Raw genomic sequence first — 21,382 nt, 5'->3', positions numbered from 1 at the left:
GAATCGGTATCTTCTACAGTTTTGGAAGCATTCAAATCAACATAGCTCTAAAACCGCTATGGGTTGGGTTGGCTCGACTTGGATGTTTTGGAAGCATTCAAATCAACATAGCTCTAAAACCTCGCAGAAAAAATTTTTCTTCGACGTTTCGTAATCACGCTACTCGTTCATAGCAAAACTTCAGCTTTGAATGTTTCTTGTTTCCATGATTATACCATGTTTTCCAAATTCAAAAAATAGTCTTTATCCAATACAAATTGTTTTGTTCCTTTGATCGTACGCGGCTCTACAAATAACACTTCCATATGATATAGCGAAATATAATCTTGCACTTCGCTGATTTCTTCTTCCGTGAGATAGGAACACACATTGATCAAAACCAATAGTTTTTTCTTGGACAAGTATTTATAAACCTGAAGCAATTCAAGTAATTTCTCAAAAATAGTATCACTTCTTGTCTCGATCTTGATACCCAATGCTTTGAACAATTCCAAGACCGTAATCTCGTCCCCTTCTAAATCGAGTTCATGATCCAGCAGCTCGTACCCGATCAATTCACTGATCGTCGCTGTCAGTTTATCAATCATGGATTTCACTTCTACTTTCTCATTGAGCTGACGCTCCAAATCTGCGTAGATCAATTTTAAAGTCGATGCCGAATTGATGTCAAAACCTAAAATATCCGTGATGATCAATAAATCTGACTCTTTTAATTCTTTGTATTTTTCGTTGAACAACTTTAGTTCCTTCGCTTCACTGTACTGATAGAACCATTTCACGACTTTTGCAAACACAGTAACATCTTCTACGATTAAAAATGTGGCCTTTTCCAGTGGCAGCGGCTGTTCCAATAATGGAAAATTAAGATTCAGCATCCTCGTCCTCCCCTAGATAAATGACCCGCTTATCCGAATTAGCCACACTTGTATCTCTTTCCCCGCTCAAATAAACCATACGCGCGAATTGTTTTTCCGTTACCGTGAGTAGTGTGACAAATCCTTTTTTGGGGTTATTGTTTTTTAATCGTTTCAGCATAGCCTGACTGGCTGTAGGATTCAGCAACAATTTGCTGTAAACGGAAAACTGGTGCATGATGAATCCTTCACTCAATAAAAATTTCCGGAATTTCCTGTATGCTTTACGTTCATCTGCTGTTTCAGTGGGCATATCAAACATTAAGATCATTCTCATATAGCGATAACTCATATCCGAAATTGAGGGACTCCTTCCGTCTCGTTATTCAATACTTTGATTATTTTACTCGTATAATCCGATACGATATTGGTAAGAAACATTTCTTTTTTTCCATAACTGTATTTATTGGTAAATAAATCAAATAATCGTCGCTTGATCACAGGAAATTCGCAGTTGCGGTAGTGATAAACAAGCTCGTCTACGATCGGCCGGAATGGCTCCATGAAATCACTAGCCAAATTAAAATCATTGAACTGATTCGCATGTTTCAAGCCAAACTGTGTCATACAACCATTTTTCACGATTTCTCGGGCAAACATGCTCAATAACAGTGTATATCCGTAATCTAATCCTGCATCGATTTCATTGTTTTCTTCACGAGTAAACTTCGTGCCGAACAATGTTTGAAAATAGATTCTCGCAGCATGTCCTTCGCGATTCGTCGGGTCAAATTCAAGCAAGCCTCCGTGCAGATCTCGTATTGATTCAGCTTTTTCAGTAAATGATCGCTGCTGCAAGAAGCTGCTTTGATTCTGGATTTTCTGGGAAATGATCGCTGTCCATACTTGCCCCTTTTTTTCAGGAGACCACTCCAATTGCCGCGTCAACTGCAAACTACTGTCATGTCGACTGTAAAACGGCAACAGTTTAGCAATAGGCAGTCGTTTGTCGTCACAAAACAGTACAAGTATTTTCTCATCGACTAATCGTTTCAAGAGCATCGTTGTGATAGTGATATCTGTGGTTTCCAATAACAGCACATCAATTTCCGACAGGTGGAGACGTTCGGTTCTTTCAGCATTTTTGAAAATCAGATGATTATTTGCGTATGCTAATTTTGAATGTGTGTTGACCACTACTGTGCGCCATCCCATCTACTTTCCCAACCTGATCCGAGTTTCATACAATCCGGTGATCGATTGATGAATGATCGTTGACTGCCAGATCTCAGTCAAGCTAGTATATCTTTTTCGCGGGATCGTTACATCAAAAAATTTGAAATCAGCCGGTGCACCTATTGCGTTGAACTGCATGAGATTGACAAAAGAGCTTGCTAGTTTAGCTATATCGCCCGTTTGGTTTTCTTTGTAGAGTTTTTCCAGTTTCTCACTATTTTTCTCTGCCAACGTATATTTTCCTGCAAATTCGAGAACACGATCGAACACTTCTGAAAACTCTTTGTGATGTTCATTAACATAGTCAAAGCTTTCTTTGTGAGAGATTTCATCGTAATGTTTCGCATGATAAAGAAGTGTGACTAAATGCTCCGGCAAGAGAAATGAATTGGCTTTTTGAGCTTCCTTGTTGCTTGCAACCATTCGTTTACGCCCATTTTCTAGTTCAAATAACGTGTATTTAGGCAGTTTCATCTTAATTTCTGCATGTTCGTATCCTTTGTTTTTCAAAAATAAAACTGGGGCTTGTTCAAATGCTTCTCTCTCCATGATAGTGATGCCTTCTAGCGCATTTGTCCGTTTGCGAGCTTTTCCTTTTTCATAAGTGAAGGCGATGGTGTAAGCAATAATTGGGCTGCCTAACCCGCCGTATTTAGCTGGATCCCAGTTCTTTTTCCTAGGTAACAGTTTAGAGGAATCCTTTTTAGGTTCAACCGTTTCTTTAGAGAATCCTCCTTTTTGAATTTCTGTTTTTTTCACGACATTCATATGGTGACTGTTGATGACTTTTTTTACCTGAGCGATACTTTTTGATTTGTCCCAGAAAATCTCGCCATTTTCATCGCAAACCGGTGTGTCGCTTTCTAGAAATTTCATGATGTTTGAATACAGTTCTTTTTTTGCTGTCGCTTTGTTTGCTTTATGCGCATTGAATTTCAGATATTCGCCATAAACGAATTCCGGTGCTAACTGTGGGTATTTCTTCAAAAGAGCAAGAGCGACCACTCCGTTCAGGTATGCATCATGTGCGTGATGATATTCATTGATCTCACGTACTTTGTAGATTCCGAACCGGTTTCTGAATTGACTGACCAGTGCAGATTTGAGCGTGATGATCCGAACTTTGTGTATCGGTTCGTTTTTGTCTTCTGTTTTATTGAACCGATGATGTAAAATACCAGCTACTTGTTTGGTGATCTGACGCGTTTCCACCAATTGCCGTTTGATGAACCCCGCTTTGTCTTCTTCCGTCAATTGGATTTTTGTCAGATTATCAAGTTTTCTTTTACTGATCAGCTTAGACGAATACAGGTCGTACCAGAAACTGCTCATTTTTTTCACGACTTTCTCACTTGGTACATCGTCTTTTTTCAAACGATTTTCTTTTGAGGCAACTAAAACTTTGTTGTCTATCGAGTTATCTGTCGTAAAGCTTCTTGGGATGATATGGTCGATATCGTAATCTGATAATCGATGGATATCCAAAGGTGTACCTGTATACATATCTCGACCATTCTGCAAGTAATAGAGATATAATCGGTCTTTTTGCAGGGAGCTGTTGTCGGTCGGATACTCTTTCATCAACTGACTGCCGAAATCTTTGAGTGATTCTTCCAGAGCTTTCAACCGCGGCCGTGAATTTTTGAGTCCTCTGCCCGTCGTTTGGTTTTCTCTTGCCATCTCGACTACGATGTTTGTCGGCTCATAGCCCATGATACCAACGATCTCATCTACGATCTTCAAACTTTGGAGTATCCCTTTTTTGATAGCTGGACTGCCTGTTAATTCTTTGACGATCTCTTCTAGGTTCTCTGTGTCTGTGATCATTTGTGCTTTTTTGATTTCTTTTTTGAACGATAAGCCATCATCATTGATCAACTGCATGAAGTTACGGTTTCGATGATGAGGAAAATCGTCATCATTGATCAGATAATCCAAGATCGTTTTGTTCGTCTGTTTTTCTCGGATTCCTTGGATCAGTTCTTTCGATAATCTGCCCCAACCAGTGTAATGTTTTTTTGTGAGTTTCTTGATCATATGTTTTCCTAAAATCGATTCATAATGACTCAGCCTTGTTTTGATCATTTCCCGGTCCTCAAAAACAGTCAGCGTTTTGATAATTTCTTCAAACATCGGTGCTAGTTCAGGATCCTCCAGCAATTGTCTCATTTCACTTTTGTTTTCACTCAAGGTCAAAAAATCGTGGTACGTTGTATAGGAAGCGTTGAAGGTTTTTTCGATACCAGACAGTTCCGCGTGTTCGATGTCGTATTTCAAATACAAGAATTCTTGTAAATCCTTTTTGGTTACTTTACGATTTTTTTCGAACAATTCACGAAAGATCTCTTTTTTCTCTACGCTGGAAAAATAGTATGTCTGTCCACGTTCATCTTGGTAGCTTACTTTAGTCAACTCGTTAAAGATCGAAAATTTCTGATACAACAGGCTGTTTTTTGGCAATACCTTGTTGTGCGGCATATACATATCTGTATTGATCATCCGTTCGATGAACTGGACAGCAGAGCCCTCCATATCCACCACTTCAGATAAGTTCCAAGGTTTGATTTTTTCTTCTGATTTTCTGATAAGCCACGCAAAAGGGCTACTTTCCTGTTTTTTAGCTAACGGACCGACGTAATATGGGATCCTAAAGGTCAATAAATTCTCTATTTTTGCCTGTTCTTCTTTTAAAAAAGGATAATGCTTTTTCTGGTTCGCAATAATCGCTCTCAACTCGGTCAAATGGATCTGATGCGGGATCACACCGTTATCAAATGTACGCTGTTTCCTCAAAAAATCCTCTTGTTCGATCTTTGTCAGGAACACCTCGCTGCCTCGGATACCAGTCAGTTCTTTTTTGACAAATTTATAGAAATCTTCTTGTGTCGTATGCCCTTCGATATATCCTGCGTATCCATTGACTGATTTATCCCCAAAAAAGGCGCGATATTTTTTCGGCAAGTTCTCTTTCACAAATCGTTTCAGAAGGGCCAAGTCTTCTTTATGTGCATCATAGCGGCTGATCATCCCTGCTGAAAGCTTCGCACGAGTATTTTTCATGCCATCAGAAAGAATCTCAGACAATAAAGCAGCGTCATAGACATTTTTCGCTTGAACAAAAAGATCAATGTAGCTATCGCCGATTTTCTCTAACAATTCGTCAAGATCTTCTTCGTATGTTTCTTTTGAAAATTGCAGTTTTGCTTCTTCTTCTAATCCAAATACATTTTTGAAATTCCCTTGGTTCCCTACCATCAATTTTATAAATTGACTGAGACGTCCATTGGATTTTTCATGCGGGAAATATCTCAGGATAGTTTCTGCTTTTTTTGTTTTCGACATCTTTTCTGTAAAAACTATGGAACAATCGGCCGTTTCATCTAACTTTTCTGTTTGATTGTCGACTGTTTCACTGAATTGCTGGTTATACGTGCTCAGAAATTGACGAAAGGTCTCTTTCACTGAGGAATTCTCCGTGTTCAGTTCACCTTCGATCAAAAAATGTCCCCGATATTTCAAGATATGTGCCATCGCTAAATAAACGAGACGGATGTCCGCCTTTTCTGAAGTGTCAGCTAGTGTTCGTCTCAAATGATAGATCGTCGGGTAAGTCTGATGGTAGCTTTTTTCTTCTTTTATCGTAGCAAAGATTGGATGCTTTGACTGTTTCTTTTCATCCGGGACTAAAAAACTTTCATCCAATCGAGCAAAAAAGTGCGCATCTATATTCGAGATCTCTGGTGCGAATATTTTTTGCAGTTCAAGGATTCTTTGTCTACGCCGTGCTAGCCTTCTGCGAGCAGTTCGCTTGCTTCTTCTTGCTTCAGCAGTCTGACCTTCATCAAAAAGCCGAACGCCCCAAAAGTTTTTCTTCGTACTGCCCTTTTCTGTATTTCCTGCTACTTTCATCTTTTTGGAGACCAGTCGATAGTCATCTGTCAATACGGACCACCCGACGGAATTGGTACCGATATCTAATCCGATCGTATACTCTTTCTTCATGCGCTAAATCATCCTTTCATCCAACAGCTCATCATAATTGAAAAAAAACGAAAACACCTATTGTAAACGCTGTGATTTTTGCTATAATAAATACATTGGTAGCATTCAAATCAATATAGCAAGTTAAAATAAGGCTTTGTCCGTCATCAGCTTTTTTAAAGCAGCGCTGTTCTCGGCGCTTTTTTTATGCCTTTGTTTTCAAAAAAATTCCTCGATATTCCTAACGAAGCAAAAACATTCCCATTGAAATTATATCATATAATTTTTTTAATACGATTCACTTTTTTCTGTTTTACAGACTTTTTGGACGGTGTTTCATTAGTCACAGAAAATATCGATAGTTATTTTTTGTGCGTCGATTTCTGCTATTTTCCTTCTTCCATCTTCTTGTTTTCTGACACGGCATTCAGACACTTGCTCCAATCTGTCCAGATTCCTTTATCGTATCATTTGGCTTTCTCCAAGAAACGCACTATCCTTGAAATTGTAAAGAAGTTTCTAAATCTGAGGAGGTAATTTTCATGAGCAAGAAATGGATCAAAGCAGGTATCGGTTTAGGATTACTCGCATTAAGAGCAGTTTATCTAGGAAAAAAAACAGGATTGCTTGAAGATGACAGCCACTTATACGATGAATTCGAATCTATCTAGTCATTAGTCAACGAGTCCGCACAAAGTTGTAAACATTGGAGGAATCACGATGAAAAAAAGCAAAGCAATCATGATAGGAGCCGGCATCGCCAATATGGCAGCGGCTGTATATTTGATACAAGAAGGCAAATGGAAAGGCGAGCAGATCACTTTCTATTCTTTAGATGATCACGGCTCGAATGATGGAGCACCGACAGATACGGTTACTGATGAATACTGGAATAAAAATCATCCATTGGAAAACCAAAAAGGTTATGTTGCCCGTGGTGGCCGAATGCTCAATTACCGCACCTATGTCGATCTGATGGATCTGTTAAGCAGGATCCCTTCCGCAACGGAACCTGGTATGACGGCTGCCGAAGATACTCGGGACTTCGATGCCAAACATCGTACATTCGATAAAGCACGTTTGATGGAAGGCGGGAAAGGGATCATCGACGGAGGCAAGCTAGGCTTCAACAATAAAGACCGCTTGCTTTTGACAAAACTGATCGCTATGCCTGATTCAGAGGAAGAAAAATTAGATAATGTAACCATCGAAGACTATTTCAAAGATGATCCTCACTTTTTTGAAACAAATTTCTGGTTTATGTGGGAAACTACTTTTGCTTTTCGTACTCGTAGCTCTGCTCAGGAGTTACGACGTTATATGCACCAAATGATTTATGAATTCACTCAAATCGAGCATTTAGTGGGGGTCAACCGGACCCGTTATAATCAGTATGAAAGCATCATGCTGCCATTGATCGATTATTTAAAAGAACAAGGCTGTCAAATCATTTTGAACCGTCGTGTCACAGACTGGACGTTCAAAGATACTGCCATGCAAGATGAGATCACTGTTACAGGATTGAAAATGACTAATACATTGACGCAAGAAGAAGAATATGTCGCAGTCGATGATGATACAGCTGTTATTTTCACTAATGGATCCATCACAGATTCCGCTACGCTTGGCGATTATGAAACACCTGCCGTTGAAAATATGGATTATGGCGCTGCTTCTAGTTTATGGAAAAAGGCAAGCGAACACTTCTATAATCTAGGGAATCCAGATAAATTTTTTGCAGATCGTGACGCAAGCGAATGGGTCAGCTTTACTTTAACGACCAAAAATCATTTGTTATTGAACGAAATCACTCGGATCACGACACAAGAGCCTGGAAATGCGTTGAATTCATTTATTTCGACAACACCGATCACGCCATTAGGACAAAAAGATGTGAATATGTCGATCGTTGTACATCATCAGCCGCATTTCACTTCTCAAAAACCAAATGAAACGGTTATCTGGGGTTACTTCCTCTATCCTAGACGCCGCGGTGAATTCGTAGATAAGCAATATATCAAAATGAACGGGAAAGAAATGCTGGAAGAGCTGATCGGACAATTGTCGAAAGTCGATCCAGGTCCTGGGAATATCCGCGATAAAGAAACAGAAATCTTCGACAGTGTGGTAAATAATATCCCAGTATACATGCCTTATGCTTCGGCATTATTCAATAACCGTGCCAAAAGCGATCGGCCGAAAGTGATTCCGAAACATTCGACAAATCTCGCTTTCACTGGAGAATTTGTCGAGCAGCCTTATCAAATGATTTTCACTGAACAAAGTGCTGTCCGTTCTGGTGAAATCGCTGCGTTCCATTTTGCAGGTATCCCAATGTCGCGTCTTGTCAAAACCCCTCGCTATGATAAGGACATCCCGACACTTGCACGAGCAGCGAAAAAAATGTTCGATTGATTGCTGATCCACCTGTTTCATTCCCCTGCTTTCTCAATCAATCCAAACGCAAGGAGCTGTGACAAAAGTCTTGTCGCAGCTCCTTGTTTTCGTTCAAAATCTTTCATCTGCGGTAATAAGCCTAATTAGATGAAAAATATGGGAAGCTATTTTTATCTGATTGTTCTTACTGCTTGATGCAGAACAGCTTTTTTACGACCTCTATAAACGGTGGTCCACCTGCTGCTTCTCGGCAATAAGTTCACTGCACAAGAAAATATGGGAAGCTATTTTCTGTTCAGTGTCCTTATTCCTTAAAGCAGAACGCAGTTGTCACGACCTCTTCACTAAACGGTGTTCAAAAGCTTGCATCTGCGGTAATAAGCCCAACCAAACGAAAAATATGGAGAGCTATTTTTGTTTGTCTGTTCTTATTACTTGATGCAGGGCAGCTTTTTCACAACCTCTGATTCACAGTGTTCTCCTCACGCACTTTTTTTAACACTATATTCATTCTGCTCAACAGCCAGAAGAAAACTGTTACTCCCAACATCCCAACAGCAAACCAGACAAATATCTCGCCAAAAGAAGTGATATAAGAAGACATCAGCTGATTCATCGCCTGAGAATAATTCGACAGATGATTCGTCAGACTAGACATCCGGATATTTACTACAAGGATCAACCCCAGGAGCTGAAGACTTGCTCCACCTGTAATAAATGAGAGCGCCCGAAAAGAGCTTTTCCACGATCTGTCTACTAAACAAATGACAGCTAAACTACCCAATACTCCAAGAGCCGCAAGAACTGGCAGAGCTGATTTCATCATTTTTTCAGCGACACGGACATTGTCCACAAAAGCGGTTAAATAAGGCGCTTGTATGTATCGTTCAAAAATACCGGTTGCCATATAGCGAATGATTTGGTTGTCCCCTTGATTAAAAATATCTGAGTTGTCCACTGCCTCTTCTTTTTTTCCGTAAGTATCGATCACTGCTTGAAGTTTTTTTTCTACCTCTGCTTGTCCTGTCAACTCAAAGGGTTCTTGTGCGTACATACTGCGGATGAAGTTTTGGATATTGGTGTGTACCAGCTTTTCAGAAACGACTCCAGCGAATTTCCCCGATTCGATGCCGCTCTCATAACCATAGCTGCCGATACTTTCATTTATCTCTTTTGCTACTTGCTGCGCATAGTCTGACTTCACACTTTGATCCAGCATGAATTGCTCGCTGCCAAAAGTCAATAAGAAGCAGCACGCTGTAGCTAAACAAAAAATACTGATCGAACTGACCACGCCGCAAAAGATGCTGATGATCAGCCGACTCTTTCTTTTTTTCATCTTTTCATGTCCCTCCAGATCCTGAACGAATACTATTCCAACTATACCGCACCATTCTTTCGATGCTAAATCTAAAATTTCTGAATTTGGAAATTTTAGGAATTTTACCTTATTTTAATCAACAGAACTTTAAAAGCGTTTCATTATCAAAATGTCTAGAACTCCTTTAGAATAAAATTAGTACAACATTAGAAATTCCACTTTTGACACCACTAGAATCGATGAATCGAAAGGAGAACTACCATGAAAGCAGTAACTTGGCAAGGCAAGCAAAAAATGGAAATCAGAAACGTTGAGGACCCTCGAATCCAAGAACCTACGGACGCGATCATCCGCATCACTGCTACAGCGATTTGCGGCTCTGATCTCCATCTCTATCATCATGGAGAATCAGTACTAGAAAAAGGCTATGTCGTTGGACACGAGCCAATGGGTATCGTGGAAGAAGTAGGCTCTCAGGTTACTACATTGAAAAAAGGGCAACGCGTCGTGATCCCTTTCAATATCAGCTGCGGGCATTGTCATTTCTGTACGCACGAGATGGAAAGCCAATGCGACAATTCAAATCCTGATCAGTTATATGGCGGACTTTTCGGGTTTGGCAGTCTGAATGGCAATCATTGGGGCGGTCAAGCTGAATATTTAAGAGTTCCATATGCAGATAACACCTCTTTTGTTGTGCCAGACAACGATCTTCCTGATGAAAAAGTATTGTTTTTATCGGATATTCTACCGACTGCCTATTGGAGTGTCGAAAATGCAGGTGTTAAAAAAGGCGATACTGTCGTGATTTTAGGATCAGGACCCGTTGGATTATTTGCCCAAAAATTTGCTGCGATGGCAGGTGCCGAGCGAGTAATCGCAGTCGACCCTGTACAGCATCGCCTAGATAAAGCAGCACAATACAATAACGTTGAAACCTACTTTTTAGAGGATACGGGAGAAGCAGGCAAAGAATTATATGAACTTGCCAAAGGAGGAGCTGACGTCATTATCGATTGCGTCGGCATGGATGGACTCGAACCAACGAAAGAAAAGGCGAAGAACCTAGTCAGCCTGCAAAGCGGGACGATCTCCCCTATCCAAATGGCTTCTCAAGCAGTCAAAAAATTCGGCACGGTCCAAGTAACTGGCGTCTATATGACACCCGCTTCTTCTTATCCGCTTCAAGAGTTTTTCATGAGAGATATTTCAGTCAAGCACGGACAGGCGCCAATCATCCATTTGATGCCAAAAATCTATGATATGATCGCACAAGGTTTATTTGATCCAACTCAGATCATCACTCATTCTATGCCTTTAGCAGAAGCAGCTAGAGCCTACGAAATTTTTGACAAAAAAGAAGATAAAAATATCAAAGTCGTATTGAAACCTTGAGATGACAATGAGAAATATAGATACAGGTGATTTTCTATATGCCGAAGATTGAACGAAATACTCACGAGATCGAGATTGGTAAAGAAGAAGATATCGAGATCAAAGGACAGCGTTTCCGACTATATGTCCAAAACCGCTACACATTGATCTCTCTTGCAGTCGATTTGCTGACTGGGATTTTTTACATTTTTGGGAGTTTGGCGACATTGACAAAAATACCTGACCGATATGGTACTTATTGTTATCTTGCGGGAGCTGTTTTCCTAACGCTTCGTCCTATTTTGAGAATCGTACGCAATATCTTCATCTATGACGACAAAAAAGCAAAAGACAAAGAACGTCGATCAAAACAATAAAAATAGCAGCCGATTAGCTGAAGAACATTTTCTCAGCAATCGGCTGTTTCGTTGCTGTCTTATTCGTTACAATAGAGATGAAGGAGGAATTGGATGAAAAAAACAGTTTATGACAACCCTGATTTCTTTACGAATTACAGTCAGATGGCACGAAGCCAAAAAGGCCTGGAAGGAGCTGGTGAATGGTCGGCTCTGGAAAAACTGCTTCCTGATTTCAAAGAAAAATGCGTACTGGATCTTGGATGCGGATATGGCTGGCATTGCAGATATGCTGCTGAACATGGCGCAAAAAAAGTAATAGGCGTCGATTTGTCGAAAAAGATGCTGCAAGTCGCAAAAGAACAGCCATTGTATGGAACGATCACTTATCTCCATGAAGATATTTCAGAAGTTTCTTTTGAAGAAAACACATTCGATATCGTATTCAGCTCCTTAGCGTTCCATTACGTCGAATCATTCGATGCGCTCGTCAAAAAAATCAATCGTTATTTGAAACCAGAAGGACAATTTATTTTTTCTGTCGAACATCCTGTCTTTACTGCTTCTGGTGACCAAGACTGGATTTATGATGATGAGAACCGAATCCAGCACTTTCCAGTCGATCATTATTTTGAAGAAGGAGAACGGCTCACGAATTTTTTGGGATCTCCCGTCAAAAAATACCATCGGACATTGACGACTTATTTAGAGACACTACTCACAACTGGCTTCCAGATCAACCACGTCATTGAGCCCATGCCACCAGAGGATATGATGGATCAACCAGGAATGGAAGATGAAATGCGGCGGCCGATGATGTTGATAGTATCAGCGGAAAAGAGGTTGTGACAGTGCCGTTCAGCTTTGAGGGTTAAGAAAAATTTTGTGAAAATGGTTTCCCATATTTTCATCCACGAAAATTTTTTAACTATCTTTTCATGAATGGTCACGAAATTGGAAGAAAAAAGAAGCAGATCCTGTTTCGCCAGGTCTGCTTCTCTTTTATTTTTTATGCGTCTAACGCTTCTTTTCTTCTTTCTTGGATCGTCGCTACTTTGACAAATGGCATGTAGATCAATACAGAAAGAATCAAGTTCACAGCAGCCAACACGCCGCCAGCGATACTTTTCGTTGCTAACACTCCGCCAATGATCGGTGGTGTGACCCATGGCGGCATCACTGTAGCAGCTGGCACTAAGCCTGTTGATGTCGCAAAATACGCCACACTTACAAGGATCATCGGTGTCAAGATGAATGGAATAAACATGATTGGATTCAATACGATCGGCAATCCAAACATCGTTGGTTCATTGATATTGAAGACACCTGGTGCGATCGACAAGTTCGTTACGACCATATAAGGTTTGTTTTTGCGCCCCACTAAGTAGATAGCCAGCAACAACCCTAATGTCGCGCCAGTACCGCCTAGATTGACAAAACTGTCAAAGAAAGGTTTGTTCACGATAAATGGCGCACTGTGTCCAGCTGCGATAGCATTGACGTTTGCTTCGATCGCTGGTGCATTGATCGTCTGCATCAACGGATCGACCATGTTTGCTCCGTGTAATCCAAAGAACCATAAGAATGGTGTAATGAATGCCAAAAGCAAAGCAGATGGATATGAGTTTGCCAATCCCATGAATGGTTCTTGGACAGCTGTATAGAAAGCGCCTACGATATCATCTACGCCAAATGCTGCAAAAATCGCTGCAACTAATGCAAATGCTGAGATCGTGATCATTGCTGGCAATAATGAAGCAAATGCTTTTGCCACTGCTGGCGGTACCCCATCAGGCATCTTGATGATCAATTTTTCATTTCCGCTCAAACGTACAAAAATCTCTGTTGAAATAATCCCAACGATAATAGCGATAAACAATCCATTTGAGCTCATGCCCAAAGCTCCGCCTAATGCGAAGAATGATCCTAATGAAATCACGCCGGCAGATACGCCGTCTTTACGATAACCATTGGCTAAATGATACGCAAGTAAGAATGCAATAAGTACAGAAAGTATCGCAAATGTACCATTCCAAGCAGAGGCTCCGAATCCTTTCCACGCTTCCCCTCCGAAAATCGAATTCATCAGTTCTTGGAATCCCGGGATCGGCAAGTTATTGATCATTACCGCTAAAGCCCCTAAGATCATCAGCGGCATACTTACCATAAACGAATCACGAATCGCGACTAAATGCCGTTGTGCACCAATCTTAGATGCAACCGGTATAAAATGTTTCTCCATAAATGCAACAAATTTATCCATTACTTTTTTCTCCTTCCTTCTTCTTTACTACGCGTCTAACCGACGATATAGATCAATGATTTCTTTTGCCAAATCGGTGAAAGCAATCGAAGTCATCAGGTGATCTTGACTGTGGACAGTCAGCAGTGTCACTTCCACATGATTGCCTTGTGCTTCTTGCGTCAGCATCTCCGTTTGTGAATGGTGTGCTTGTACCAAAGACTCTTCCGCATCTTTGATTTTGGCATCTGCCGTTTCAAAGTCACCTTTTTTCGCTGCGGCAATCGCTTCCATTGCATCGCTTTTTGCATTCCCGCCAAACATGATCAACCCCATGATGGCTTCGAGATTTTTTTGCTCTTCCATAATTCGTTTCCTCCGTTTTTGATTATTTGCTGATCAGGTTTTCAGCTTGTTCAAGGACTTTCGCGCCATTCATCATACCGTAATCTGCCATATTGATCACATCTAATGGAATTCCCTTAGGTTCAAGCTTTTCAGCAAATTGTTTTTCCATGAAACGGACTTGAGGACCTAAAAGTAAAACGTCTACATTTTTAGTTTCCAATTGGTTATCTGCATCTGAGGCAGATACAGCGAAGATGTCTGCTTCGACCCCTTTTTCTTCTGCTGCTTTTTGCATCTTTGTAACGAGTAGACTCGTACTCATTCCAGCTGAGCAGACAAGCATGATTGTTTTCTTTTCCATAATTAACACTTCCCTTTCTCTTTTACACTTTTATATAAAGCAAGTATCGTGCCAAAATTTAAAGCGCTTCATCGCTGTCCTATCAAGGGTTTTAGGTCTATACCATATGTACGCACACTAAGTTTTTATTTGCACACTATTTTTAGTGTGTAAATATTATCTGATAACTAGACAAAAAAATACCAGTCTGTGAAAGTTACGTTCTACGCTAACTTCCACAGACTGATCCAAGCTTATTCCTATTTATCGATACATTTCATCAGGCAATTCGAATGTTCTCGTATCGATCAATGACTGATACCAGCTTGCTGATTTTTTCAAACTTCTCGTGCGTGCTTCATTTAATTCGATCCTGACTAATCCATAACGATTTTTGAACGCATTCATCGGCGAAACACAATCGGTAAATGCCCAAAGCATATAACCTTCGCAATTGGCACCTTCTTCAGTCGCTTTGATCAAGTAACGGAGATGCTGCCCGATGAACGCCATACGATAATCGTCTTGCACGATTCCATTCTCATCCATGAATTGTTCTTCATTTTCCCTACCCATCCCATTTTCCGTGATCAGCCAAGGAATGTTGTGATAATTGTTTTTCAAATACATCGCCATATCATACATGATCTCAGGATGGATTTCCCATCCTCGTGAGAGATTCATCCGTTTTCCTGGCAAGTCGAATAGCTCATAATAAGCTTCTGGATGAAAAGGCGTCGCCTCATTCCATTGATAACGCGGCGCGCGGACTCGCTTCGGATAATACTGATTGATCCCCAGAAAATCGACTCGATTCTCTTTGATGACTTTCAGATCGTCTTTTGTTGGATCGAAGTAGATCTGGTGCTTTTTACACAAATCAGTCAATTCTTCTGCGTACTCCCCATTCACCATCGGATCGAAATACACACGATTGAAAAATAGATCATACATATGGGCCGCTTTTTGATCAGCTGGAGAAGAAGACCGAGCATAGACCATTTCAGGGTTCAGTATACAGCCGATTCGGCCGCTGTAATTTCCCTGATGGTAAGCTTCGACAGCTTTTGCTGAAGCCAACACTTTATGGTAATTCCACAGCATCCATTTTTTCGTATCCTGCTCATGTGGCCAGCGAACGGCATCTAGATAACAGCGGGTTTGCGGTACGATTGGTTCATTAAACGTAAACCAGTGCTTCACGCGATCACCGTAGCGCTCAAAAGCGATCCGCGCATAGGCAGCGTAAAAATCCACTACTTTTCTCGAAGACCAGCCATCGTATTTCTCCATGAGAAAAGCAGGCACTTCGTAATGTTCTAAACAAAGCATTGGCTCCACTCCAGCTTCAATCAATGCATCAACCACTCGATTGATATGTGCCGCGTACTCTTCATCCACGATGCATCGTTCATAATCTGTGAAAAAACGGGCCCAATTGATCGATGTGCGGTAGTGTGTCAGATGGATCTGCTTCATCAATTCGACATCCTGCTGATAGTTTTCCATAAAATTCGTCGCTACAGCTGGACCATAACCGTTGTGCCAGACAAAGTTTTCATTTTTATACCAGCTATCGATAAAGGAATCTTGCCCTTCTTTTTTTCCTTTCCATCCTTCTGTTTGCCATGCAGAAGATGCAGCCCCAAGAATAAACTGTCTAGGTATGTTTATTTTCATCATTTGCCTCCCGATTGAATTTGCTTCATTTTTAATTCACTTCATTTATAGTACGATTCGATACTTTCACAAATGGCAGATAAATCAGGATCGAAACAAGGATACACACGATCTGTGTCACTACCGCGCCAATATCACCCGCAGTCGCCAGATAGGCATTGACGATCGGTGGCATCGGCCAAGGAACCATCACGACTGCTTTGGCCGCAAATCCTAAAGCGGTCGCAAAATAGCCGATCGTCCCTGTGATCAGTGGGGTCAAGATAAAAGGAATCGCCAGAATCGGATTCAACATGATGGGCATCCCGAAAATAACCGGTTCATTGATATTGAAGATTCCTGGCGCCAAAGACAATTTCGTGATCTGACGCATATCTTCTCTTTTCCCTACAAGTAAAATAGCAATCAGTAAACCAATCGTCACGCCCGAACCGCCCATGCTCATGTACATATCCCAAAATGGCATCGTAATGATATTGGGCACTGCTTTTCCGGCCTCGAACGCTTCTGTATTTACGGCGATCGCAGCTAATAGAAGCGGTTCGCGGATAGGTTTCACCATTTGATTGCCATGAATACCAATCACCCAAAAGACTTGTGCGATAAACATCAACAGTAAAATACCTGGGAGTCCTTGGACGACCCCTTCTAAAGGTCGTTGGACAACGTTATAAATAATATCGTATAGGTACATTCCTGTGATCTCTTTGATAGCAAAACCCGCCGCCGCAATGATCGTCACTGTCAGGATCGTTGGGAACAAGGCAGAAAAACTGGCGGAAACATTGGCTGGGACCGTATCCGGCATTCTCAGCTGCAAGCTTTTCTGTTTTCTCAGCCAGCAATACAGTTCGATCGAGACAATGGCAATAAACATCCCTAGAAATAACCCTTTTGTATCTGTATATTGTTTTGCCAGCACATTTTCTACCATCGTCGTCCGGTCTTCACTGACAAATTCATAGACAGTCGGATTGACAGATAAATAGGACATGACTGCGATGATCCCTGGAAACACGCCATCTACTTTATTCAGTTTCGCTAATTCGATCCCGATCAGAAAAACGGCGTAAATCGTCAAAAAGCTTAATGTAACATAACTAATAGCAGAAGCAATTGGTTTCAGTTCTTCTAAAAAACGTAGAAAACTGATTTGTGCCAACCCATTTTCCGAATCAAAGACCATTGCAGAGAACAATGTACCAAATGCTCCTGTGATAATCACTGGAATCAATGCAGCAAAAGCATTTTTGATCACCATGATATAGCGCCAACTATTGATTCTTGTTGCTACGTTCCCTAAAACCGTTGCTAGTTTATCCATAAACCCCGTTTGCATCGCGGCTCCCCCTTGCGGATTCTTTTCTTTGCACATTATTATGTAGCGCTTACATTCGATTGTAAAAAAATAAGATAGTCCTCACCCTTTAGTTGTTTACTGATCTTCCCCCTCAAAATTCATCTGATGTATTTATCATAAAATACATCAGATGAACTGTCAAATACTTTCTTTCATCGCAATGATCTTTTGTAATTCTTTGCGATTCATCGCCATATGGACAGTCATCGCATCCAATGCTGCTAATTCATTTCGCTGCTCGATGGCTTTGACGATCTCAAGATGGATATCGATCGTTTCATTTTTCAAATGCGCGATATCATAGTTTTTATTGAACAAAGCGATCGATTCGTTGATGATCGGAATGATATGAAATAGCGCGACATTCCCGCTAGCCTCAGCGATCGTCGTATGAAAATCGATATCCAATGCGACATGTTCAGTAGTCCCTTCGATAAACGATCGTTCGATTTTCTGTATCAGTTCCTTCATTTCATCAATTTGCTCTTTCGTGGCATGACGCGCTGCCAGCCCGGCCATCTTGGGTTCCAGCAAATACCTCAACTCAAAAAGATCCTGAATCATCCGGTCACGGTCTTTGATCAGTGAAAAGCCTAATGGATCGTTCACGATCCCCCGCTTGTCGCTGACAAACGTCCCTGCTCCTTGACGTACTTCCAAGATATTCCGTGAGACCAAAGTCCTCACTGATTCTCGGATCGTGCTTCTACCCACATCCAAGTAATGGGACAACTCATATTCATTTGGCAATTTGTCACCCACTTGCAGATCGTGCGCCGTCATATATTGAAGAATTTTTTCTGTCGTTACTTCGACTAACGTTTTGCTTTCTTCCAACTTTCTCCCTCCATTCGATACATCAGCTGTATGTTCCCAATTATTTTCAAATTTACCGAAAAATCATCAGATGAATCTCATGATTATTGTAGCTGTTAATCGTTGATTTTTAAAGCACAAACTTGTTTTTCACAAAAAAACCCCTAAAAATCGGCTTTTGACCAAACTTAGGGGTGGATTCTCTATTCTTTGTTGATATCTATTTCAATACTTGTTCGATTTTCGCTACTTCTTCTGCTGAAAATTCCAAATTATCCATCATCCGTACACTTTCCTGCAACTGACTCAAGCGACTAGCACCAACTAGTACACTCGTCACTGCTTTTTGCCGTAAATTCCAGGCTAAAGCCATTTGTGCCAGTGTCTGATCACGTGCTTCAGCAATTTCTTGTAGCGCATTGATTTTTTGTAAAGTTGGCGTGACTTGTTCTTCTGATAAAAACGGGATCTCTTTTCGATGGGCACGAGAATCTTCCGGTATCCCATGTAAATAACGATTCGTCAATAACCCTTGAGCTAGTGGACTGAAAGTGATCGCACCAAGTCCTTCTTCTTCCAATACTGGCGCTAAATCATCTTCCAGCAGTTCCCGAGAAAACATGTTATAACGCATTTGATGGATGATGAATGGTGCTTCTTTTCTACGCATGATCTCAGCCATTTTTTTCGTATCTTCGCCATTATAATTTGAGATACCTACATATAACGCTTTGCCTTGACGAACAAGCTGCATCAATGCCTCAGCGGTTTCTTCCAGTGGTGTGTCAGGATCTGGACGGTGATGATAAAAAATATCGACGTAATCCAGTCCCATTCGCTTCAGACTCTGGTCACAGCTAGCAATGATCGATTTTCGAGATCCCCATTCGCCATAAGGCCCTTCCCACATGTGGTAGCCGGCTTTACTGGAAATAATCATTTCATCTCGATACGGGCGAAAATCTTCTTTAAAAATCCGACCAAAATTCTTTTCTGCTGCCCCCGCAGGACCACCGTAGTTATTCGCTAGATCAAAATGCGTGATCCCCATGTCAAAAGCGCCTCTTAAAATCTCTCTTTGATTGCTGATAGGATCATAATCGCCGAAATTTTGCCATAAGCCTAAAGATAAAAGCGGCAATTTCAATCCAGAACGACCTGATTGACGGTATTCCATTTTTTCATAACGTGTTTCTTCTGCAATGTACAAAACTTTCCCTCCTAGTTAAAACGCTTTCTTTTCTTCCACTTCAGTTTACTACACTTTTCTATAAAAGAGTGAATGAAATCATTTTTTCCGATCTTTTTTTCGCCATTTGTTTTTTATTCGTTGATAGAACAAAAATTGTTTGCGTACTTGCTGGATTTTTTTGTAACGTTTCGGCTGTTTCTTGTAAAACTGCTGATGATAATTTTCTGCTGGCCAAAAAACCGTTGCCTGCCGAATTTCTGTAACGATCGGCTTCGTATATTTTTCTGTTTCTGCCAAGTGAAGCTTTGATTTTTCGGCGATCGCTTTTTGTCCTCCATCCTGAACAAAAATGATCGGGCGATACTGACTTCCGCGATCTTGGAATTGTCCAAATGCGTCTAAATTTAGAACGGAAGTGAACATATATAAATGGAAAAAAACTTTAAAATCAACCATTTAATAGTATGACTTTAGAAGTAACTGCCATTGAATATACCATAAAAGGTAGTCAAAGGGTAGTCATTTGACACAATTTATCTATCATGTATAATAATAGATGAAAACGAAATGCATTTTTCTTTCCTGACCTAACAAGTTGCTGATTGTTAGGTCTTTTTTATGTAAAAAACACTTAGTAGTTGCTGCTACTAAGTGCCATATCGACTCTTATTTCTTATCTAGCCAATGACTAAATAATGCCAATGCTAAACCAATTAACAATGGCAAAAGCACGTGCTCAAAAACAAAATGCATTCTCCTATCCTCCTTCCACAAAAATCTCTGTGGAAGCGACGAGCCGACATTTTATTGTAACATAAAAAAAGAAGCACCCGAAGGCGCTTCGCTGTTTAGAGTTGTAAAAAGATTGGGAAATTGATTCATCAGCTGTTACGATTATTATTATAAGCTCATCTTGTAAAAAATCAATACTAAAAAAGCTACTCTTTCGAGTAGCCATAGTCGAGGTAAAAAATAAGAGATCTATGAGTTTTTTTTGATAGTGTGTTTTACTTCGACATTATTTTGTGCTATTTGATTGAAATAGAAAACGCAAATGTAACATAGTAAGAGCTTGTATAGCACGCAATAATTATAACATGTAAACGCAATCAAATTCTATTCGATTTTGTTATAGCTGATATAAAAAATACCACCCGAAGGTGGGGATGAAACGGCTATTGTTTGGGAGTTTATGAGAATTTTTTATAATTCTAAAATATGCAAGTAGTTAAATACCGCATTCTAATTTTATTTAACTACTTTACCTTCATATACTTATACTGCTATACTTATCTTGAAAATAAATTTCTTTCAGAGGTGTATATAATAATGAATAAAACAATCTCTCAATTTTATGATTCAGATTTTATAATAAAATTTGAGTCGCACGCTACTGTCTTATATGAAGTAAATTTTGATGAGACAAAGCCTGAAATTGACGTTAAAGAAATTGCAAATAAGTTAGGATTCAATATAAAGTATGTTTTTATGGAAAAAAGTGGAAAACTAGAAGATGGTATTATTAAGGTAAATCTTTTAGATCATGAAGTAAGGCAACGATTTACTATAGCGCATGAAATAGGACATTTTTTATTACACGACCCCAATGAAGTAATGTATAGAGATGTTTCATTACAAAGCTATAAAAGTATAGTAGAAAGAATAAAAGAACGCGAGGCAAATGGATTTGCTGCCGAATTATTGATGCCCAAACGTTTATTAATTAAATTAATTAATGAATATTTAGAAAAAAATAATTGGGATTCTTTACTCGATGATATTCAATTTGAGACATTATTGAAAGACATCTCCAAAAAACTTAATGTATCTAAAAGTTCTTTAGAGTTTCGATTACAAAATTTGGGTGTCATTAAGGGAGAATGAC

Annotated in this window: 20 protein-coding genes and 1 CRISPR repeat array (1 of these 21 only partly in view); of the genes, 6 read left to right on the top strand and 14 right to left on the bottom strand. The window is 40.1% G+C overall.

From position 1 onward, the window contains the following. A CRISPR array of direct repeats spans nucleotides 1-120; the repeat unit is 36 nt; unit sequence GTTTTGGAAGCATTCAAATCAACATAGCTCTAAAAC; it reaches 180 nt to the left of the window's first position. A gap of 89 nt (nucleotides 121-209) precedes the next feature. The 4 genes from csn2 to cas9 are packed head-to-tail and all read right to left on the bottom strand — an operon-like array spanning nucleotide 210 to nucleotide 6,092. Next, entirely contained in the window at nucleotides 210-872 is a 663-nt protein-coding gene (gene csn2 / locus G7Y42_RS08095; RefSeq protein ID WP_165005795.1) for a type II-A CRISPR-associated protein Csn2, read from the bottom strand. Beyond that, complete coding sequence (gene cas2 / locus G7Y42_RS08090) at nucleotides 862-1,206, bottom strand: CRISPR-associated endonuclease Cas2 (RefSeq protein ID WP_165005654.1); 345 nt, start codon at nucleotides 1,204-1,206, stop codon at nucleotides 862-864. The genes csn2 and cas2 overlap by 11 nt, the downstream gene beginning before the upstream one ends. Then, the gene (gene cas1 / locus G7Y42_RS08085; protein ID WP_165005653.1) at nucleotides 1,203-2,069 is read right to left on the bottom strand and encodes a type II CRISPR-associated endonuclease Cas1; all 867 of its coding nucleotides are present in this window, start codon (nucleotides 2,067-2,069) and stop codon (nucleotides 1,203-1,205) included. Before cas1 ends, cas2 begins: the two co-directional genes overlap by 4 nt. Further along, a complete protein-coding gene (cas9, locus tag G7Y42_RS08080; protein ID WP_165005652.1) occupies nucleotides 2,070-6,092 on the bottom strand; it encodes a type II CRISPR RNA-guided endonuclease Cas9 in 4,023 nt (1,340 codons plus the stop codon). Between the two features lie 521 nt (nucleotides 6,093-6,613). Between cas9 and G7Y42_RS08075 the strand changes: the two genes are divergently transcribed. Both G7Y42_RS08075 and G7Y42_RS08070 read left to right on the top strand, forming a co-directional pair. After that, nucleotides 6,614-6,742 carry a methanol dehydrogenase gene (locus G7Y42_RS08075; protein ID WP_165005651.1) on the top strand — a complete coding sequence of 43 codons (129 nt, stop codon included), beginning with the start codon at nucleotides 6,614-6,616 and terminating at the stop codon, nucleotides 6,740-6,742. A 49-nt stretch (nucleotides 6,743-6,791) separates the two neighbouring features. Further along, nucleotides 6,792-8,486, top strand: a complete 1,695-nt coding sequence (locus G7Y42_RS08070) for an oleate hydratase (RefSeq protein WP_165005650.1) — start codon at nucleotides 6,792-6,794, stop codon at nucleotides 8,484-8,486. A gap of 436 nt (nucleotides 8,487-8,922) precedes the next feature. Here G7Y42_RS08070 and G7Y42_RS08065 read toward each other — a convergent pair whose 3' ends face one another. Further along, nucleotides 8,923-9,807, bottom strand: coding sequence for a hypothetical protein (locus tag G7Y42_RS08065; protein ID WP_165005649.1), 885 nt, complete (start codon nucleotides 9,805-9,807; stop codon nucleotides 8,923-8,925). Nucleotides 9,808-10,050: 243 nt separating this feature from the next. Here G7Y42_RS08065 and G7Y42_RS08060 point away from each other — a divergent pair, with 243 nt between their 5' ends. From G7Y42_RS08060 to G7Y42_RS08050, 3 genes are all read left to right on the top strand, one after another. Next, a complete protein-coding gene (locus tag G7Y42_RS08060; protein WP_165005648.1) occupies nucleotides 10,051-11,184 on the top strand; it encodes an alcohol dehydrogenase catalytic domain-containing protein in 1,134 nt (377 codons plus the stop codon). A gap of 38 nt (nucleotides 11,185-11,222) precedes the next feature. Beyond that, nucleotides 11,223-11,540, top strand: coding sequence for a YrhK family protein (locus tag G7Y42_RS08055; RefSeq protein WP_165005647.1), 318 nt, complete (start codon nucleotides 11,223-11,225; stop codon nucleotides 11,538-11,540). A gap of 93 nt (nucleotides 11,541-11,633) precedes the next feature. Continuing rightward, nucleotides 11,634-12,368 carry a class I SAM-dependent methyltransferase gene (locus tag G7Y42_RS08050; protein WP_165005646.1) on the top strand — a complete coding sequence of 245 codons (735 nt, stop codon included), beginning with the start codon at nucleotides 11,634-11,636 and terminating at the stop codon, nucleotides 12,366-12,368. Between the two features lie 160 nt (nucleotides 12,369-12,528). Here G7Y42_RS08050 and G7Y42_RS08045 read toward each other — a convergent pair whose 3' ends face one another. From G7Y42_RS08045 to G7Y42_RS08005, 9 genes are all read right to left on the bottom strand, one after another. After that, nucleotides 12,529-13,782 (bottom strand): PTS sugar transporter subunit IIC, encoded by a 1,254-nt coding sequence (locus G7Y42_RS08045; protein WP_165005645.1) that lies wholly within the window; start codon nucleotides 13,780-13,782, stop codon nucleotides 12,529-12,531. A gap of 27 nt (nucleotides 13,783-13,809) precedes the next feature. After that, complete coding sequence (locus tag G7Y42_RS08040) at nucleotides 13,810-14,127, bottom strand: PTS lactose/cellobiose transporter subunit IIA (protein WP_165005644.1); 318 nt, start codon at nucleotides 14,125-14,127, stop codon at nucleotides 13,810-13,812. Nucleotides 14,128-14,149: 22 nt separating this feature from the next. After that, nucleotides 14,150-14,470: a PTS sugar transporter subunit IIB gene (locus G7Y42_RS08035; protein ID WP_165005643.1), complete on the bottom strand. Its 321-nt coding sequence runs from the start codon at nucleotides 14,468-14,470 to the stop codon at nucleotides 14,150-14,152. A 243-nt stretch (nucleotides 14,471-14,713) separates the two neighbouring features. Beyond that, the gene (locus G7Y42_RS08030) at nucleotides 14,714-16,129 is read right to left on the bottom strand and encodes a glycoside hydrolase family 1 protein (protein ID WP_165005642.1); all 1,416 of its coding nucleotides are present in this window, start codon (nucleotides 16,127-16,129) and stop codon (nucleotides 14,714-14,716) included. A gap of 31 nt (nucleotides 16,130-16,160) precedes the next feature. Beyond that, nucleotides 16,161-17,468 carry a PTS transporter subunit EIIC gene (locus G7Y42_RS08025; protein ID WP_165005641.1) on the bottom strand — a complete coding sequence of 436 codons (1,308 nt, stop codon included), beginning with the start codon at nucleotides 17,466-17,468 and terminating at the stop codon, nucleotides 16,161-16,163. Nucleotides 17,469-17,627: 159 nt separating this feature from the next. Further along, complete coding sequence (locus G7Y42_RS08020) at nucleotides 17,628-18,326, bottom strand: FadR/GntR family transcriptional regulator (protein WP_165005640.1); 699 nt, start codon at nucleotides 18,324-18,326, stop codon at nucleotides 17,628-17,630. Between the two features lie 199 nt (nucleotides 18,327-18,525). Further along, entirely contained in the window at nucleotides 18,526-19,515 is a 990-nt protein-coding gene (locus G7Y42_RS08015; protein ID WP_165005639.1) for an aldo/keto reductase, read from the bottom strand. 78 nt (nucleotides 19,516-19,593) lie between these two features. After that, complete coding sequence (locus G7Y42_RS08010) at nucleotides 19,594-19,953, bottom strand: peptide-methionine (S)-S-oxide reductase (protein WP_165005638.1); 360 nt, start codon at nucleotides 19,951-19,953, stop codon at nucleotides 19,594-19,596. Between the two features lie 210 nt (nucleotides 19,954-20,163). Further along, nucleotides 20,164-20,250, bottom strand: coding sequence for a type I toxin-antitoxin system Fst family toxin (locus G7Y42_RS08005; protein ID WP_126344868.1), 87 nt, complete (start codon nucleotides 20,248-20,250; stop codon nucleotides 20,164-20,166). Nucleotides 20,251-20,826: 576 nt separating this feature from the next. Here G7Y42_RS08005 and G7Y42_RS08000 point away from each other — a divergent pair. After that, nucleotides 20,827-21,381 carry an ImmA/IrrE family metallo-endopeptidase gene (locus G7Y42_RS08000; RefSeq protein WP_165005637.1) on the top strand — a complete coding sequence of 185 codons (555 nt, stop codon included), beginning with the start codon at nucleotides 20,827-20,829 and terminating at the stop codon, nucleotides 21,379-21,381. The last annotated feature ends 1 nt before the right edge of the window (nucleotide 21,382 follow it).

Source organism: Enterococcus sp. ZJ1622 (assembly GCF_011038845.1).
Lineage (GTDB): Bacteria > Bacillota > Bacilli > Lactobacillales > Enterococcaceae > Enterococcus_B.
This window is presented reverse-complemented; position numbering and strand designations above follow the sequence as displayed.

Bases quoted from the DNA above. Each gene is read 5' to 3' on its own strand.
- G7Y42_RS08040 (WP_165005644.1), bottom strand. From the start codon at position 14,127: ATGGAAGAGCAAAAAAATCTCGAAGCCATCATGGGGTTGATCATGTTT.
- G7Y42_RS08025 (WP_165005641.1), bottom strand. From the start codon at position 17,468: ATGCAAACGGGGTTTATGGATAAACTAGCAACGGTTTTAGGGAACGTA.
- G7Y42_RS08055 (WP_165005647.1), top strand. From the start codon at position 11,223: ATGCCGAAGATTGAACGAAATACTCACGAGATCGAGATTGGTAAAGAA.
- G7Y42_RS08005 (WP_126344868.1), bottom strand. From the start codon at position 20,250: ATGCATTTTGTTTTTGAGCACGTGCTTTTGCCATTGTTAATTGGTTTA.
- G7Y42_RS08010 (WP_165005638.1), bottom strand. From the start codon at position 19,953: ATGGTTGATTTTAAAGTTTTTTTCCATTTATATATGTTCACTTCCGTT.
- G7Y42_RS08035 (WP_165005643.1), bottom strand. From the start codon at position 14,470: ATGGAAAAGAAAACAATCATGCTTGTCTGCTCAGCTGGAATGAGTACG.
- G7Y42_RS08030 (WP_165005642.1), bottom strand. From the start codon at position 16,129: ATGAAAATAAACATACCTAGACAGTTTATTCTTGGGGCTGCATCTTCT.
- G7Y42_RS08060 (WP_165005648.1), top strand. From the start codon at position 10,051: ATGAAAGCAGTAACTTGGCAAGGCAAGCAAAAAATGGAAATCAGAAAC.
- cas2 (WP_165005654.1), bottom strand. From the start codon at position 1,206: ATGAGTTATCGCTATATGAGAATGATCTTAATGTTTGATATGCCCACT.
- cas1 (WP_165005653.1), bottom strand. From the start codon at position 2,069: ATGGGATGGCGCACAGTAGTGGTCAACACACATTCAAAATTAGCATAC.
- G7Y42_RS08070 (WP_165005650.1), top strand. From the start codon at position 6,792: ATGAAAAAAAGCAAAGCAATCATGATAGGAGCCGGCATCGCCAATATG.
- G7Y42_RS08075 (WP_165005651.1), top strand. From the start codon at position 6,614: ATGAGCAAGAAATGGATCAAAGCAGGTATCGGTTTAGGATTACTCGCA.
- G7Y42_RS08000 (WP_165005637.1), top strand. From the start codon at position 20,827: ATGAATAAAACAATCTCTCAATTTTATGATTCAGATTTTATAATAAAA.
- G7Y42_RS08065 (WP_165005649.1), bottom strand. From the start codon at position 9,807: ATGAAAAAAAGAAAGAGTCGGCTGATCATCAGCATCTTTTGCGGCGTG.
- cas9 (WP_165005652.1), bottom strand. From the start codon at position 6,092: ATGAAGAAAGAGTATACGATCGGATTAGATATCGGTACCAATTCCGTC.
- G7Y42_RS08050 (WP_165005646.1), top strand. From the start codon at position 11,634: ATGAAAAAAACAGTTTATGACAACCCTGATTTCTTTACGAATTACAGT.
- G7Y42_RS08045 (WP_165005645.1), bottom strand. From the start codon at position 13,782: ATGGATAAATTTGTTGCATTTATGGAGAAACATTTTATACCGGTTGCA.